The 14,768-nt window shown below is 59.6% G+C and carries 15 protein-coding genes; 10 read left to right on the plus strand and 5 right to left on the minus strand.

Annotated features, from left to right (window positions below):
• Nucleotides 1-7: 7 nt before the first annotated feature.
• Nucleotides 8-166 carry an entericidin domain-containing protein gene (locus tag PH547_RS03100; RefSeq protein WP_283050846.1) on the minus strand — a complete coding sequence of 53 codons (159 nt, stop codon included), beginning with the start codon at nt 164-166 and terminating at the stop codon, nt 8-10.
• Nucleotides 167-186: 20 nt separating this feature from the next.
• Between PH547_RS03100 and PH547_RS03105 the strand changes: the two genes are divergently transcribed.
• The 7 genes from PH547_RS03105 to PH547_RS03135 all read left to right on the plus strand — a co-directional run bounded on the left by PH547_RS03105 (nt 187) and on the right by PH547_RS03135 (nt 6,510).
• The gene (locus PH547_RS03105; protein WP_285167364.1) at nt 187-825 is read left to right on the plus strand and encodes a DUF1638 domain-containing protein; all 639 of its coding nucleotides are present in this window, start codon (nt 187-189) and stop codon (nt 823-825) included.
• Nucleotides 826-1,053: 228 nt separating this feature from the next.
• Nucleotides 1,054-1,356 (plus strand): virulence factor, encoded by a 303-nt coding sequence (locus tag PH547_RS03110; protein ID WP_104823399.1) that lies wholly within the window; start codon nt 1,054-1,056, stop codon nt 1,354-1,356.
• On the plus strand, nt 1,349-1,927 hold the full coding sequence (locus tag PH547_RS03115; protein ID WP_104823400.1) for a methylenetetrahydrofolate reductase C-terminal domain-containing protein: 579 nt from the start codon (nt 1,349-1,351) through the stop codon (nt 1,925-1,927). The genes PH547_RS03110 and PH547_RS03115 overlap by 8 nt, the downstream gene beginning before the upstream one ends.
• A 3-nt stretch (nt 1,928-1,930) precedes the next feature.
• A complete protein-coding gene (locus PH547_RS03120; RefSeq protein ID WP_285167365.1) occupies nt 1,931-3,037 on the plus strand; it encodes a methylenetetrahydrofolate reductase in 1,107 nt (368 codons plus the stop codon).
• 105 nt (nt 3,038-3,142) lie between these two features.
• Complete coding sequence (locus PH547_RS03125; protein WP_104823402.1) at nt 3,143-4,108, plus strand: methyltetrahydrofolate cobalamin methyltransferase; 966 nt, start codon at nt 3,143-3,145, stop codon at nt 4,106-4,108.
• 92 nt (nt 4,109-4,200) lie between these two features.
• The gene (locus PH547_RS03130) at nt 4,201-4,461 is read left to right on the plus strand and encodes a hypothetical protein (protein WP_245463841.1); all 261 of its coding nucleotides are present in this window, start codon (nt 4,201-4,203) and stop codon (nt 4,459-4,461) included.
• A 45-nt stretch (nt 4,462-4,506) separates the two neighbouring features.
• Nucleotides 4,507-6,510 carry an ASKHA domain-containing protein gene (locus PH547_RS03135; protein ID WP_285167496.1) on the plus strand — a complete coding sequence of 668 codons (2,004 nt, stop codon included), beginning with the start codon at nt 4,507-4,509 and terminating at the stop codon, nt 6,508-6,510.
• A gap of 17 nt (nt 6,511-6,527) precedes the next feature.
• Here the strand turns inward: PH547_RS03135 and PH547_RS03140 are convergent, their stop codons facing one another.
• Nucleotides 6,528-7,469 carry a LysR family transcriptional regulator gene (locus tag PH547_RS03140; RefSeq protein WP_199773475.1) on the minus strand — a complete coding sequence of 314 codons (942 nt, stop codon included), beginning with the start codon at nt 7,467-7,469 and terminating at the stop codon, nt 6,528-6,530.
• A 77-nt stretch (nt 7,470-7,546) separates the two neighbouring features.
• On the opposite strand from PH547_RS03140, the gene PH547_RS03145 reads away from it, so the two are divergent.
• From PH547_RS03145 to PH547_RS03155, 3 genes are all read left to right on the plus strand, one after another.
• Nucleotides 7,547-7,792: a hypothetical protein gene (locus tag PH547_RS03145; protein WP_104823405.1), complete on the plus strand. Its 246-nt coding sequence runs from the start codon at nt 7,547-7,549 to the stop codon at nt 7,790-7,792.
• Nucleotides 7,793-7,866: 74 nt separating this feature from the next.
• A complete protein-coding gene (locus tag PH547_RS03150; protein ID WP_104823406.1) occupies nt 7,867-8,073 on the plus strand; it encodes a DUF1127 domain-containing protein in 207 nt (68 codons plus the stop codon).
• Between the two features lie 301 nt (nt 8,074-8,374).
• A complete protein-coding gene (locus tag PH547_RS03155) occupies nt 8,375-9,394 on the plus strand; it encodes a GlxA family transcriptional regulator (RefSeq protein WP_348632693.1) in 1,020 nt (339 codons plus the stop codon).
• 19 nt (nt 9,395-9,413) lie between these two features.
• Here PH547_RS03155 and PH547_RS03160 read toward each other — a convergent pair whose 3' ends face one another.
• The 3 genes from PH547_RS03160 to PH547_RS03170 form a co-directional block, all read right to left on the minus strand.
• Nucleotides 9,414-10,742 carry a diguanylate cyclase gene (locus PH547_RS03160; RefSeq protein WP_104823408.1) on the minus strand — a complete coding sequence of 443 codons (1,329 nt, stop codon included), beginning with the start codon at nt 10,740-10,742 and terminating at the stop codon, nt 9,414-9,416.
• Nucleotides 10,743-10,946: 204 nt separating this feature from the next.
• On the minus strand, nt 10,947-11,777 hold the full coding sequence (locus PH547_RS03165) for a response regulator (RefSeq protein WP_104823409.1): 831 nt from the start codon (nt 11,775-11,777) through the stop codon (nt 10,947-10,949).
• 195 nt (nt 11,778-11,972) lie between these two features.
• Entirely contained in the window at nt 11,973-14,603 is a 2,631-nt protein-coding gene (locus PH547_RS03170; protein WP_104823410.1) for a mechanosensitive ion channel family protein, read from the minus strand.
• Between the last annotated feature and the right edge of the window lie 165 nt (nt 14,604-14,768).

The following is a 14,768-nucleotide window of genomic DNA, read 5'->3' on the forward strand; positions in this document are numbered from 1 at the left end:
AAATCAGTTATTGAGCCGCCTTCTTGACCTTATGGCCGGCATCCTGGGTCGCGTTGACGGCGTTGGCGGTATCTCTGCCCATGCCGCGAATTGTGTTGGCGCATGAAGCGAGCGCCATGAGGATCGCGCAGGCGGCGGCGATTTTGGTCAGTGTCGGTGTAGTCATGATCGGAAGCCCTTTCGGAAATGGATATTGATCGACAAAAGGCGGAGACAACGACTCCGCGAGATAAACGCACAATCGCTCAAAAGGTTCATGTGATCGCGTGCGGTGCAATCGCGCGCGAAATATTGGCGATCGCCAGAATTAATAGCCTCGATCATATCGACCTGCACTGTCTTCCCGCCATCTATCACTCCTATCCACAGAAGATCGCGCCCGCGCTTAAAGACGCGATTGCCGATGCCCGCTCGCGCGGCTTCGAGAAGATTTTCATCGGCTATGCCGATTGCGGCACGGGTGGCGATATCGACAGGATCTGCGAGCGCGAAGGTATCGAGCGCCTCTCCGGCCCGCACTGCTATTCCTTCTTCAGCGGCAACGACGCTTTTGCAGCCCGCGACGACGATATCACTTCGTTTTTCCTCACCGATTTTTTGGCCCGCCAGTTCGAAGCCTTCGTCATAGTGCCGCTCGGTCTCGACCGCCATCCGGAGCTGAAGGAAATGTATTTCGGCAATTACCGGAAGGTCGTCTATCTCTCGCAGGAAGAGGATCCGGCGCTGCAGGAAAAGGCGAAGGCGGCGGCAGCCTATCTCGGCCTCGACTACGAATACCGCTTCACAGGCTATGGCGATCTCGCCCGCGAATTGCTGGCGGTCTGATTACGACATTGTTTTCAACCTGCCCACTTGCGGCCGCCCCTGGACGCGGCCATGCTGAAAGCCCCGAATTCCACCGAAAAACAAGACGATGTCACTTATAGGTGACTAGAGGTTGCGGTTGAGGAGGCGGTTTCGACACCGCGTCGTTTTTTGGCATGGGCCGCGTCGCCGCAAGCGCAGTCCCCAGACCGGCGGACGTGCATTCTTGTACAAAGAGGAGAATTTTGCATGGCAGATCGCATTGTCGTCTACTGGCGGGACATTCCTGCCCAGGTCATCATCAAGAAAGGACGGCAAACGGCGAAGCGTGAATTGTCACTGCGCTTCACTGAAGCGATCGACATGTGCGCCATGCGCACCGGCGCCGCCGAGACCGACGATTATCTGGCCGAATGGCGCAAGGCCGATCCCGTGCCGGTTTCCGACGATCTGGAGGCAGAGGCAGACAGCGCCGCAAGCGAACTCGAAGCCGCCTATGATCGCGAGCGCCTGGTGGCATTGGTGAAGGCCGGAGGCCGTGACAATGGCTGATGCTGTCCAGAAACCCGGCAATGCCGCAGCGGGTGCAAAGGCAGCCAGCGGCGCCTATACGCCATCAGGTGTTTCGCCGAACCGCCGCGCCCGTCGCAAATACACCGTCCGTCTCTGGGCCGTGCGCCATTCGCGCTTCCTCGAGTGGTTTTATCATCGCTTCGCCGACGCCTTCCTCCTGCTGCATCCGCTCTGGAAGGCGATCGGCTATGGGCGCGTCGAACGGCCGATCACCGTGATCGAGCGCAATGTGAAGGGTTTTCTCTTCGATTGCCGTATGTGCGGCCAATGCGCATTGTCGTCGACCGGCATGTCCTGTCCGATGAACTGTCCGAAGCAGTTGCGCAACGGACCTTGCGGCGGCGTGCGCGCCAATGGCAATTGCGAAGTCGAGCCCGACATGCCCTGCGTCTGGGTGCAGGCCTGGAACGGCTCGCGCAACATGGTCAATGGCGACGCGATCTTGAATGTGCAGAAGCCGGTGAACCAGTCGCTGCGCGAAACATCCTCGTGGCTGCGCGTGACGGCGGAAGCTGCGGCAGCGCGCGAAGCGACGAAGAAGGAAGCCTGATCGATGGCGCATATTGATGAGAATCCGCTTGGCGCGCATCTGCCGCTCGATCCCCTGCCCGGCCATTCCTCGCTTGGGCGACTGGAGCGCGTGTTGCGTCGCGGCGAGTTCGCCGTCACGGCAGAGCTGAACCCGCCCGACAGCGCCAACCCCGAAGACGTTTACGAACGCGCCTCGATCTTCGATGGCTGGGTGGACGGCATCAACGCCGTCGATGCCTCCGGCGCCAATTGCCACATGTCATCGGTTGGCATCTGCGCGCTGCTGACGCGCATGGGCTATGCGCCGATCATGCAGATCGCCTGCCGCGACAAGAACCGCATTGCCATTCAAGGCGACGTGCTGGGCGCTGCCGCCATGGGCGTCTGCAACATCATGTGCCTGACCGGCGACGGCGTTCAGGCCGGCGACCAGCCGGGCGCCAAACCGGTTTTCGATCTCGACTGCATGTCGCTGCTCGAAACCGTGCGCCTCATGCGCGACAACGCCAAGTTCCTCTCAGGCCGTAAGCTGACGTCTCCGCCGAAAGTCTTTCTCGGCGCAGCTATCAATCCCTTTGCGCCGCCCTACGACTTTCGGCCCTATCGCCTGGCGAAGAAAATCGAGGCCGGCGCGCAGTTTGTTCAAAGCCAGTATTGCTACGACGTGCCGATGTTCCGCGACTATATGAAAAAGGTCAGGGATCTCGGTCTGGATGAGAAATGCTTCATCCTCGTCGGTGTCGGACCACTGGCTTCCGCCAAAACCGCGCGCTGGATGCGCTCGAACGTGCCGGGCGTGCATATTCCGGACGCCGTGATCAAGCGCCTCGAAGGTGCTCAGGATCAGAAGAAGGAAGGCAAGCAGCTCTGCATCGACATCATCAACGAGGTGAAGGAGATCGCGGGCGTTTCCGGCATCCACGTCATGGCCTATCGCCAGGAAGAATATGTCGCCGAGATGGTGCATGAATCGGGCGTCCTGAAAGGTCGCCAGCCTTGGAAGCACGAGGCGAGCCGCACCGATGCGCTCGTTGCCGAGCGACTGGAGCATATCCGCGGCGGCATGGAGGAGAACCAGCAGCAAATGGCGGAAGCCGCCGCCCATCATCCGCCGCACCAGACGCATTGAACCAGAATATTCGCAACAGGCCCGCGGAGGAGCCGGCCTGGCTTGTAACCGAAATCATCGCACGATAGACCACCCCTATCGGGCCAACTGACCAAAGGATCAGACATGACGCGCACCATCGTTGCTTCAGCCACTCGCGAAATCATCATCGGTTTCGACCAACCCTTTTGCGTGATTGGCGAACGCATCAACCCGACGGGGCGCAAAAAGCTGGCCGCCGAGATGATCGAAGGCAATTTCGATACGGTCATCAAGGACGCGCTGGAACAGGTGGCCGCCGGCGCAACCATGCTGGACGTCAACGCTGGCGTCACCTCGGTCAACCCAAACGAGACCGAGCCGGGCCTGCTGGTGCAGACGCTGGAAATCGTCCAGGGCCTCGTCGACGTGCCGCTGTCGATCGACAGCTCGGTGACGGCCGCTATCGAGGCGGCGCTGAAGGTCGCCAAGGGCCGGCCGCTGGTCAACTCCGTCACCGGCGAGGAAGAGAAGCTCGAGGCCATCCTGCCGCTGGTGAAAAAGTACGACGTGCCCGTCGTCGCCATTTCCAATGACGAGACCGGCATTTCCATGGACCCCGATGTTCGCTTCGCCGTCGCCAAGAAGATCGTCGAACGCGCCATGGATCACGGCATCAAGCCGCATGACATCGTCGTCGATCCGCTCGTTATGCCGATCGGCGCACTGGGCGACGCCGGCCGTCAGGTCTTCGCCCTGCTGCACCGCCTGCGCAACGAGCTGAAGGTCAACACCACCTGCGGCCTCTCCAACATATCCTTCGGCCTGCCGCACCGCCATGGCATCAACGCCGGCTTCATCCCGATGGTGATCGGTGCTGGCATGACCTCGGCGATCATGAATCCGTGCCGCCCGCAGGAAATGGAAGCCGTGCGCGCCGCCAACGTGCTGAACGGCACCGACGCGAATTGCACCAACTGGATCATGACCTATCGCGACTATAAGCCGGCAGAGGGTGGCGCGGCAGCAGCCGCCACGGCGGCGCCGGCAGCGGGCGGCGGTCGGCGTGGTGGACGCGCGGCCCGCGCTGGGGCAAGCGCAGCGAGGGAATAACGATGTATCCGAGCAGCCGGCTTTCCAACGATCTTGCGACGTTGTGGCTCCAGGCGCCCATCGTAATTGCAATGCGCACGCAGCAAATATGGATGGCAGCGATGACCGGCGGTACTTTGAACACCGCGGAATTCAACCGGATGATCTCGGAAAAGATGATGGCGGCGGCGGAAAGCGCCGTCGCCGCCAACATAGCCATCACCCAACAGAGCGTCATGGCGATAACAGCAATGGCAAAGGGCGGCAGCGCCTCATCGCGTCGCGCTGCCGATGCGGTGGCCCAAGCCGCCGTCAAGCCTTACAGCGCGCGCGTTCGCTCGAACGTGCGCCGCCTCACCAGACAGAAAGACTGATCCGTGGCCCAAGCCAGCGACAGCACGAATCCCCTCGTTCTCTTCATGCCCTCCGGCAAGCGTGGCCGTTTTGCGGTCGGCACACCGGTGCTGGAGGCAGCACGGCAGCTTGGTGTCTATGTCGAGAGCGTCTGCGGCGGCCGCGCGACATGCGGACGCTGCCAGGTGTCCGTGCAGGAAGGCAATTTCGCCAAACATAAGATCGTCTCCGCCAACGACCATCTTTCGCCGATCGGCCCCAAGGAAAGGCGCTACGCCGAAGTCCGCGACTTGCCGGATGGGCGCCGCCTCTCCTGTTCGGCCCTGATCCAGGGCGATCTGGTCATAGACGTACCGCAGGATACGGTGATCAACGCGCAGGTGGTCCGCAAGGCCGCCGACGAACGCGTCATCGCCCGCGATACGGCCGTGCATATGTGCTACGTCGAGGTCGAAGAACCGGACATGCACAAACCATCCGGCGATCTCGACCGGCTGAAAGCCGCATTGGCCGCCGACTGGAAATACGACAATCTCGAAGTCGATTTCCATATCATCCCGCAGCTGCAATCGATTCTGCGCAAGGGCGAGTGGAAGGTTACGGCCGCGGTCCACCGGGATCAGGAGGGCGACCATCCGCGCCTGATCGCGCTTTATCCAGGCCTGAAGAATGAAGCCTACGGGATTGCCTGCGACATCGGCTCGACGACGATCGCCATGCATCTCTCTTCGCTGTTGTCGGGCCGAACGGTGGCATCCGCGGGCGCGTCCAACCCGCAGATCCGCTTTGGCGAAGATCTTATGAGCCGCGTTTCGTATGTGATGATGAATCCGGACGGGCGCGGCGCCATGACCAACGCCGTGCGCGAAGCGCTGAACGGACTGATCGACAAAGTCTGCGCCGATGGCGGCGTATCGCGCCAGGACATTCTGGACGCCGTCTTCGTCGGCAATCCGATCATGCACCATCTTTTCCTCGGCATCGATCCGACTGAGCTCGGCGGCGCGCCCTTCGCCCTCGCCGTCTCCGGCGCCGTGCATCTGACCGCGACTGACGTCGGCCTGCCGATGAATGCCGGCACACGCATCTATATGTTGCCCTGCATCGCCGGCCATGTTGGCGCCGATGCTGCCGCGGCAACGCTGGCCGAAGGGCCGCACCGGCAGGACGAAATGATGCTGCTGGTCGATATCGGCACGAACGCTGAAATCGTGCTCGGCAATAGCAATCGTGTCGTCGCAGCCTCCTCACCGACCGGCCCAGCCTTCGAAGGCGCCGAGATTTCCAGCGGCCAACGCGCCGCTCCCGGCGCCATCGAGCGCGTTCGGATCGATCCCATCACGCTGGAGCCGCGCTACCGTGTCATCGGCATCGAACCATGGTCGGACGAACCCGGTTTTGCGGAGGCCGCGGCCACAGTCGGGGTCACCGGCATTTGCGGCTCGGCCATCATCGAGGTGGTCGCCGAGATGTTCCTGACCGGCATCATCTCCGAAGATGGCGTCGTCGACGGCAGCATGATGGCACGCTCGCCGCGCATCCTGCAGAACGGCCGCACCTTCTCCTATCTCGTGCGCGACGGCGAACCCCGCATCACAGTGACGCAGAACGATATCCGCGCCATTCAGCTCGCCAAGGCCGCCCTTTATGCCGGCGTCAAGCTGCTGATGGACAAGCAGGGCGTCGACCATGTCGACCGCATCGGCCTTGCCGGCGCCTTCGGCACCTTCATCGACCCGAAATACGCCATGGTGCTCGGCCTGATCCCGGACTGCGTCCTCGACAAGGTGAAGGCAGTCGGCAACGCCGCCGGCACGGGCGCGCGCATGGCGCTCCTCAACCGCGGCCACCGCCGCGAAATCGAGGAAACCGTCAGCAAGATCGAGAAGATAGAGACGGCGCTTGAATCAAAGTTTCAGGAGCATTTCGTTCACGCCATGGCCCTGCCGAACAAGGTCGACGCCTTCCCGGAACTGTCGAAGGTCGTGACATTGCCGGAACGCAAGCAACTTGCTGATGATGCGAGCGGCGAAGGCGGCGGCCGCAGACGCCGCCGCAGCCGCGAGTAATACGCGACCGGCAGTGGTTATGCGGCCATTTTCCGCCCGATCTCTATGAACGCCTGCCGGATGCTGTCGGCCACCGCCTTCATCGGCCCTGTCATCTGCGATGCCGTCAGCAGGCGAATGTCGAAGGATGTGAGTTCCGGCAGCCCCTCATTCTGCCCAAGGATTTCCATGTCCTCCGTGACGTAGGAGCGCGGGAACGGCGCCACCGCCAAGTCCGAAACCACGGCGGCGCGCTGCGCCATCGTATGTGCGCTGAGGTAGGAAACACGATATGGCCGCTTGTGCCGCTCTAGTTGCGCCAAGGCTTCCGATCGCCAGATGCAGCCGTCTTCCCAAATCGAGATCGGCAATGGATCGCGGCGGTAAGCCGTACCGCATTTTGCGCCGGCCCAGACCAAGCGCTCGGTATATATAACCTCACCATCGGTCGGGAAAGGCCGCGTCGCGCAGTTGATCAGGGCCAAATCCAGCCGCTGCTCCTCGATGCGCTTCTTCAACTGAAGACTCATGTCGACGGTAACATCGACCATGATGCCCGGATAACTCTCCGAAAAACTCCTCAAAATGCTCGGCAGCAGGCGCTCACCGATATCGTCGGGCGCGCCAAGCCGCACGACGCCGCTAAGCTCCGGCATGATGAAGCGCGACACGGCCTCGTTGGATAGAGCCAGGATGTTGCGGGCATAGGAAAGCAGCATTTCGCCATGCTGCGTCAGGCTGACGGAACGCGCGTCGCGCAGGAACAGCGTCACGCCGAGTTGCTCTTCCAGCTTCTTGATCTGCATCGAGACGGCGGACGGCGTGCGATAGACCGCATCGGCGGCGGTCGAAAAATTGCCGGTTTCGGCAATGGCGACGAAGGTGCGCAGAACTTCATTGTCGAGCAACGGTATGGGCCGGCGAAACGGTACGGTCATAACGGCATCCTTCAATTTTTCTGATTTTAAGCACCATATCATTTCATTTGTCTGAATGTCAACGAAGCACCATATTAGGTCTAACGGAATTGATAGAGGCAGCCGAAAGGAGCAAGACCATGGCTGGCACAGCACTTCGCGAGGCTTCTCGCTTGTTCAACCTCATGCGCGCCCGCGAAATTCAACGCACCGCGCAGCACACGCTCGATGACATCGCAACGCGTTTCCCGGCGCATCTGATTGACGATGTCAACGCCCGCGGCCTACCGCCGGATCGCATAGTTTCGGCCATCGAACGGAAGCCCGCCAACGTGCGATCGTTCAAGAATGCTAATGGCAGCTATAAAATCTATTCGCTTGATTGATAGGTGAAGCAACCCCATATTGGCTCGCAAAGGTCGCGACCTTTCGGGCATCTGAGAACCGAAGGAACCTTGAAATGACCACGATAACCTATAGACACACCGGCAGGACGCATAGCTCGCTTCCGCCGAGCGCCACTTTTGTACCGTTCATCACGCGGATCTTCGATCGCTGGCAGCAATGGCGTTCCGAGCGCGAGCTCGAGTCCCTTTCGGACGACGTACGCAAGGACATTGGCTGGCCGGCCATCAATGAGGCCAAAAATTCCAAGGTCCAGCGATGATCGCAATATGCTTTGAATTCTGAAGGCGACGCTCAACCACGCCGGGTGTCGCCTTTCGAACATTTATGCATCTAAACGCGTATTTGGTTTTATTTTGATTATTGTCGAAATATATATTTGGTTGCTTCAGGAAATTGCTTACCCGCCTCGCCCGCTTTATTTAAAGCGTCAATTTTAGTGAGCTTGCACAAATATCTCTTTGCGGCCGCTATTTTCCATGCCAATGTCGCTATTGGACCATCGAGCCGACGCATTTGACGCAAGGAATACGGCATGGTCGTGGAGCATGGATTTTCCTGATATGAGCAAGACTCCGATTAAGACGCGTTCCCTGGTTTTCTTCCTCGTTCCCCATTTTACCATGCTGCCGTTTTCCGCTGCGGTCGAGACGCTGCGGATTGCAAACCGCATGCTCGGTTACCCCGCCTATACGTGGCGACTGGCCTCGACAGATGGCCAGAAGGTTTATTCCTCCAGCGGCATCGGCCTCGAGGTCAATTCGTCGCTTGCCGACGAGCGCCGCAATCTCGGCGGTGAAAACCGGCCCAACATGGTGCTCGTCTGTTCGGGCATTTATGTCGAGGAGTTCCACAATAAGTCGGTCAATGCCTGGCTGCGTGAGACGTATAATCGCGGCGTTGCCGTCGGCAGCCTCTGTACGGGCGCGCATGTACTGGCCCAGGCCGGCCTCCTGAACGGCAAGCGCTGCGCCATTCACTGGGAAAATCTCCCCGGCTTTGCCGAAAGCTTCCCCCAGGCGGAAGTCTATGCCGACCTCTATGAGGTCGACAGCAATCTCTATACCTGCGCCGGCGGTACCGCTTCGCTCGACATGATGCTCAACCTGATCGGCCAGGATTTCGGCGAAAACCTTGTCAACCGCGTCTGTGAGCAGCAGCTTACCGACCGTGTCCGCAGCCCGCACGACCGCCAGCGTCTGCCGCTGCGCGCGCGCCTCGGTGTTCAGAATGCCAAGGTGCTGTCGATCATCGAGCTGATGGAAAGCAATCTCGCCGAGCCCCTGTCTCTGCTGGAGATCGCCGACGATGCCGGCCTTTCGCGCCGTCAGATCGAACGCCTCTTCCGCCAGGAAATGGGCCGCTCGCCCGCGCGCTACTATCTGGAAATCCGGCTCGACCGTGCACGTCACCTGCTGGTGCAGTCCTCTATGCCGGTCGTGGAAGTGGCGGTCGCCTGCGGTTTCGTTTCCGCCTCGCACTTCTCCAAGTGTTATCGCGAACTCTACAACCGCTCGCCACAGCAGGAGCGCGCCGAGCGCAAGCTCACCATGTCGAGCAACCGCACCGGCGTCGTCGTCTGAGCTTGGCCGACGGAGGCGGCTATTCCGCCGCTTCCTCTGTCATCTTGGCGTCGGAATAGACCTGATTGCGGCCCTTGTGCTTGGCCATATAGAGAAACTGGTCCGCGGCGTTGAGATAGTTCTCGAACGCCTCATGGCCCGCAATCTCGGCCACTCCGATCGACACGGTCACCGACAATTCCTCGTCGTCCGCATTCACCTTCAAATTGGAGAGATTGACGCGCACCTCGTCGCAAAGAGCCGTTGCAGCGCGTGAATCCATCTCGGTGAACAGGATAGCGAATTCCTCGCCGCCGAGACGCGATAGCAGGTTCTCGCTGCCTTCGAACAGGGAATGAAGCCGGCCCGCGACGGCCTTCAACACCTGGTCGCCGATCTCATGGCCATAGGTGTCGTTCAGATGCTTGAAATGATCGATGTCGAGGATCGCGACCGAGGTCGGCCGATGATGGCGCAGGCACTCGTTGACGATCCGCGGGCCGTGATCGTAGAAATAGCGTCTGTTATAGAGCCCAGTCAGATAGTCGCTTGCTGCGGCGGCGCGCAATTGCTTGAGCTGCATCAGCGTTTCGACATTGTGGGCGATGCGGCATTGCAGCTCCTCGGCCACAAACGGACGATAGATGAAATCGCTGGCGCCGGCCTTCAGGAACATCGCCGACAACAGACGGTCGTTCGAAGAGGAGATGCCGACGACCCGCATCCGATCCGAACCGTAGCGGTGGCGAATACGCCGGGTCAGCTCGTAACCGTCCATATCTGGCATGTGATGGTCGGTCACCACCACTTCGATGTCGCCATAGTCGTCAAGCATTGCCAAGGCTTCGACGCCAGTGCCGGCTTCGGCCACCTTGAACTGCTGCGCCTCCAGAAGCTCCACCAGCACGCGCCGCGCCGATGGGACATCATCTACCACCAGCACCCGCGTGCCGCGATTGGAGATGGCGCGCCGTACGGTGGAAACGAGATTGTCGAGCGCGAATTCATTGTTCTTCAGAACATAATCGACAATGCTGCGCTCCATGATGCGGTTGCGCATGTCCATGTCGAAGGACGCGGTGAAAACCACGGTCGGAATATGATGAGCGATAGCGACATCCAGAGCCTCGCCATGGGGTGCATCCGGCAGATTGAGGTCGACCACAGCCATGGTGAAGCCGTGCCCCTCCGCCAGCGCTTCATTCAGCGCCTTCAGCGAGCCGCAATGGGTAACGCTGAGGCCGAGTTCGGTTTGGAACCGGTGGGACAGGACAGAAGAAAACATGCGCGAATCTTCAACCAGAAGTATCTTCTGGCTGCCGCGGCGATGACCACGGCCATCGCTGAGGAAATCCACGCGGAACACCATTTGCCTTCACGTCCTCCCAGACTACCCGGCAGTCGCTGGTCGCATCTGCCTATCCCGAGCGAGATGAACGCCCGCCCCTCAACTCCATCGTGAACAGGATTCGTGAAGAAATTGGAACCAGAGATTGCAGAAATCTTGTACAGAAGATGAATTATCCTCATATTTTGTATTTCTGAACATCACCCGGTTCCTACTTCCTCCATGTCAGGCCCTCAACTTTACCTGCTGCATTGATTGGATCTGCAGCAGCGTGTCGAGGTTTTGGTTCACGCGGCAATAGAATTCTTCGTCGATGAACGGCCGCAGGATGAAATCATTGCCGCCGGCCTTGAGAAAACGCGCCGATAGGAGCCGATTGGTAGAGGATGAAACGCCGATGATGCGCAGCTCGTGCGAACCGATACTGGCTCGAATGCGACGCGTCAGTTCGAAACCGTCAATATCCGGCATGTTGTAGTCGGTAACCATCAGGCCGATGTCGCGATTGGCTTTCAGGATCTCCAGCGCCTTTGTGCCGTTCTCGGCGACGCTGACACGGAAATTATAGCGCTTCAGACGGCTGGACAGCAGCGCACGCGCCGTGGCGCTGTCGTCGACGATCAGCACGTGATGACGATGATTGGTCAGGAATCGGCAGATCGACTCGGCCAGCAGATCGACGGCGAAGATGTTGTCCTTGAGAATATAGTCGACAATATCCTTCGCAATCAGTTCGTCGCGCATGCCTTCCTGGAACGTGCCGGTGAAAACGATCGTCGGGATGCTGAGATCGATCAGATATTCCAGCGCCTCGCCCTTTTCTGCCCCCGGCAGATTGATGTTGGAGATCGCCAACCGGATCGGCTCCGACGACTTGTCGTAAGCAAACTGCAACTCTTCGAAATTCCTGCAGATTTCGATGTCGATATCGAAGAGTTCCTTCAGCTTCGTGCTGATCATCGACGTAAAGACATTCGAGTCCTCAGCGAGAAGAATGCGCGCTCCAGCAAGAGAGCCGCCGGAATACTGCATTCCCGAAATACCCAAAAATGGCATGATTAAACCTGCTAATAGAAATCGGCCCCATTCGAAACTTCTACAGCAAAGCACTTGAATATTTATTAAGTCGACTGGTTTCCCATAAATGAAAAAGACGACCGCCGGCCGCCTTCTCATATACTATACTCTGGACGTTGCCGCTCGGATAAGGTCATCAACCGCCCTCGCCCGCTGCCACGCCGTGCGATCACATCACTGGGCAGATGCCTTGCCGCGACGACGAGTGCCGCTCCTGACCTCCAGCGGCTCCGGCAGTTCCTCTTCGACCTGCGGAGCGATGTCTTTCACGACATCTTCATTGACGACTTCCGGCCCATCTGCGGAGTCGGCCAGATTGGTGGTCGCCAGCAGATCGGTCTGCCTGCCGCGCTTGCTGTCGCGGACGATGTGCAGCTCCTGATGCGGATAGGGAATAGCAATCCCCTCCGCCCGAAACCGTTTCAGAATATCGATGCGCAGATTGTTGCGGATTTCCATGCCGTCGGAGAGATCGGAGAGATAGAAGCGCATTTCGAAATCGAGCGAGGACGGACCGATGCGCAGGAATTCGACATGCGGCTCGGGATTTCTGAGCACCTTCGGGATGTCGCGCACCAGCTCCAGCAGAATGTCCATCACCCTCTGCGGATCGGCATCGAAGCTGACGGAAACCGGGATTTCAGAGCGCGCCAAGCGGTTGCGGTGCGTCCAGTTGCCGACGGAGCCGTTGATCAGCTCCGAATTCGGCACAATGATCGACTGCTTGCGGAAGGTTTCGATCTCAGTGGCGCGTACCGAGATGCGCTTGACGATGCCTTCCGAGGTACCCGAGACGATCCAGTCGCCGACCTTGAAGGGCCGCTCGACCAACAGGATCAGGCCCGAGACGAAGTTCGACACGATATTCTGCAGGCCGAAACCGATACCGACCGAGAGCGCGCTGGCGACGAGCGCCAGACTCGACAGGTCGATGCCGGCAGCCGAAATGGCGATGATAGACGCCACCGCTACGCCGAGATAGCCGATGCCGGTCTTCACAGAGTTGCGGACACCCAAGTCCACCTGGCCGCGCGCCATGACGTTGCTGTCCAGCCAGCGCTGGAACCAACGCGTCACGAGATAACCGCCGGCAAAGAGCAGAACGCCAGCGAAAATGCCGACCAGCGAAATCGACATGTTGCCGATGCGGATTTCGGTGAACAGACGATAGGCAATCAGCTCCAGATCCTGGATATGGAATCCCCAGGACAGCAGGATCAGCGGAATGCCGGTCATAAGCGCGACGGCATAGGTCGCAAGGCCGGCCCCGAGACCAGCCTGATCGAGCGCAACGTCGCCGAGCGCGAAACGGCTTTCGAGGAAACGTCCAATGATCGTCTCGGCAAAAACGCCCTGCCTCGACACCGACTTGCCGAGCTGGAAGCCGAGATACATGGTCGCCAGAACGGCGCTGGTGACGATCAACTGCGTTGCAATGAAGCGCGCCAGGCCGACATAGCCGATAAAAGCCGTGAAGATCAGCAATGTACCGAGCACCCGAAGGATGATCGCCATGCCATGCGGCCAACGACGGCCTGGAGCATCGGGATTGCCGTTCTTTGCAAGGATCGGCGAACCGAAGGAGGCGGCAATCAGAATAAGACCGATCAACAGAGCCGCAAAGAAGCTCTTCGCCACCGTGACGACAACCGGCGATCCCATGGATTCGCTGATGCGGTCGAAAACATAATCAAGACCGTTGACGACGGCCATGGCCTGCATGCACCAGCTCAGCGAGCGGGCACCTTTGTTGGACAGCTTGACGAGCCGCCAATGCGGCCTGAAGGGCGCAAAAACGGCATTGGCCAGGCGGCCGACGAAATAGACCAGTCCGATGAAGCCGAAGAGAGCGGCCAGGACAGGCGCGATATCCGGCCGCAGCACGTTGAAATTCGACAGGAAGAAAAAGGACGTAACGAGGAATGCGACCAGCGACAGCGTGCGGATCAGCGTCGACCAGAAGGCGACCGAGAGGCGGCTAATATAGGGCGGATTTTCAATGTTTTCGTCCCGCACATAATATCTGCGGAACAACCGGTAGCCTCCGGACAGAAAAATCAACGCCGCACCAAGCGACAGGAAGAGGGCAGCCATAAGCGACCCAAGCTTCGCCTTCACGACAAAGCCGATCCAGCTTGTTACGGCAGTGCTGAACTCTACGCCCTCGTTGACAAAGGCCGTTCCAGCATCCTCGAATGTGGTGGCGGAAACGCCAGTACGCTTGAACAGCGTCTCGGCAAACAGCTTGCGGCGCACTTCGACAAGTTGCATCACAAGCCGGTTACTCGCAGCAACGAGATTGTCGGCGTCGACAGTCACGGCGCTGATCTGCGAACGTTCGGCGTTGAGACGGTCGCGCTCCTGGGTAACGATCGCGGCTTCCGGCGGCTGCCCCTCCTTGGGCGGCGCACCGAGCTGTGTCAGGCGCGCGTCAATCTCGGTAGTGCGCGGCTTCAACCGCGCCGAAATCGCCGCTACGGAGCGATTGAGCTCGTCCGCCCGGCCGGAAAGGGCGACCAGCGCATTGTCATCAGCGCCCTCTTCCTTGGAGTCACCTTCGATCGAGGCGAAGTCCTTCTTTGCCTTGGCGAGATCGGCAACGGCAGTCTCCAGCAAACCGTTGGCGAGCTGCGCCGACTGCGGCGCTTGGCCTGCGGGCTGCTGTTCCGGTTGCTGCGTCGGTTGTGCCTGCTGCTGGCTTTGCGCAAAAGCCTGCCCGCCCATCAAAGGGCCGGCAACAATGGCTGCGCTCAGCCCCATAAGCAGCACGGGCAAAAAACGGAGACGGTGTTTCAGCGGGCGCAAGCAAAGCTCCTCGTCGCAGTAAAGTCGCCGGCGACGAGTAAACGGATTCGCCGCACGAAAAAACGGAAGATCGGATCTTCCTAAACTGTGATTGCGAATTTCATATTCCCTTGGCCTACGCCTTGTAAGGCAAAGAAAGGCGACACAAAGGCATTTACACCTTTA

Source organism: Rhizobium cerradonense, from assembly GCF_030182455.1.
Lineage (GTDB): Bacteria > Pseudomonadota > Alphaproteobacteria > Rhizobiales > Rhizobiaceae > Rhizobium.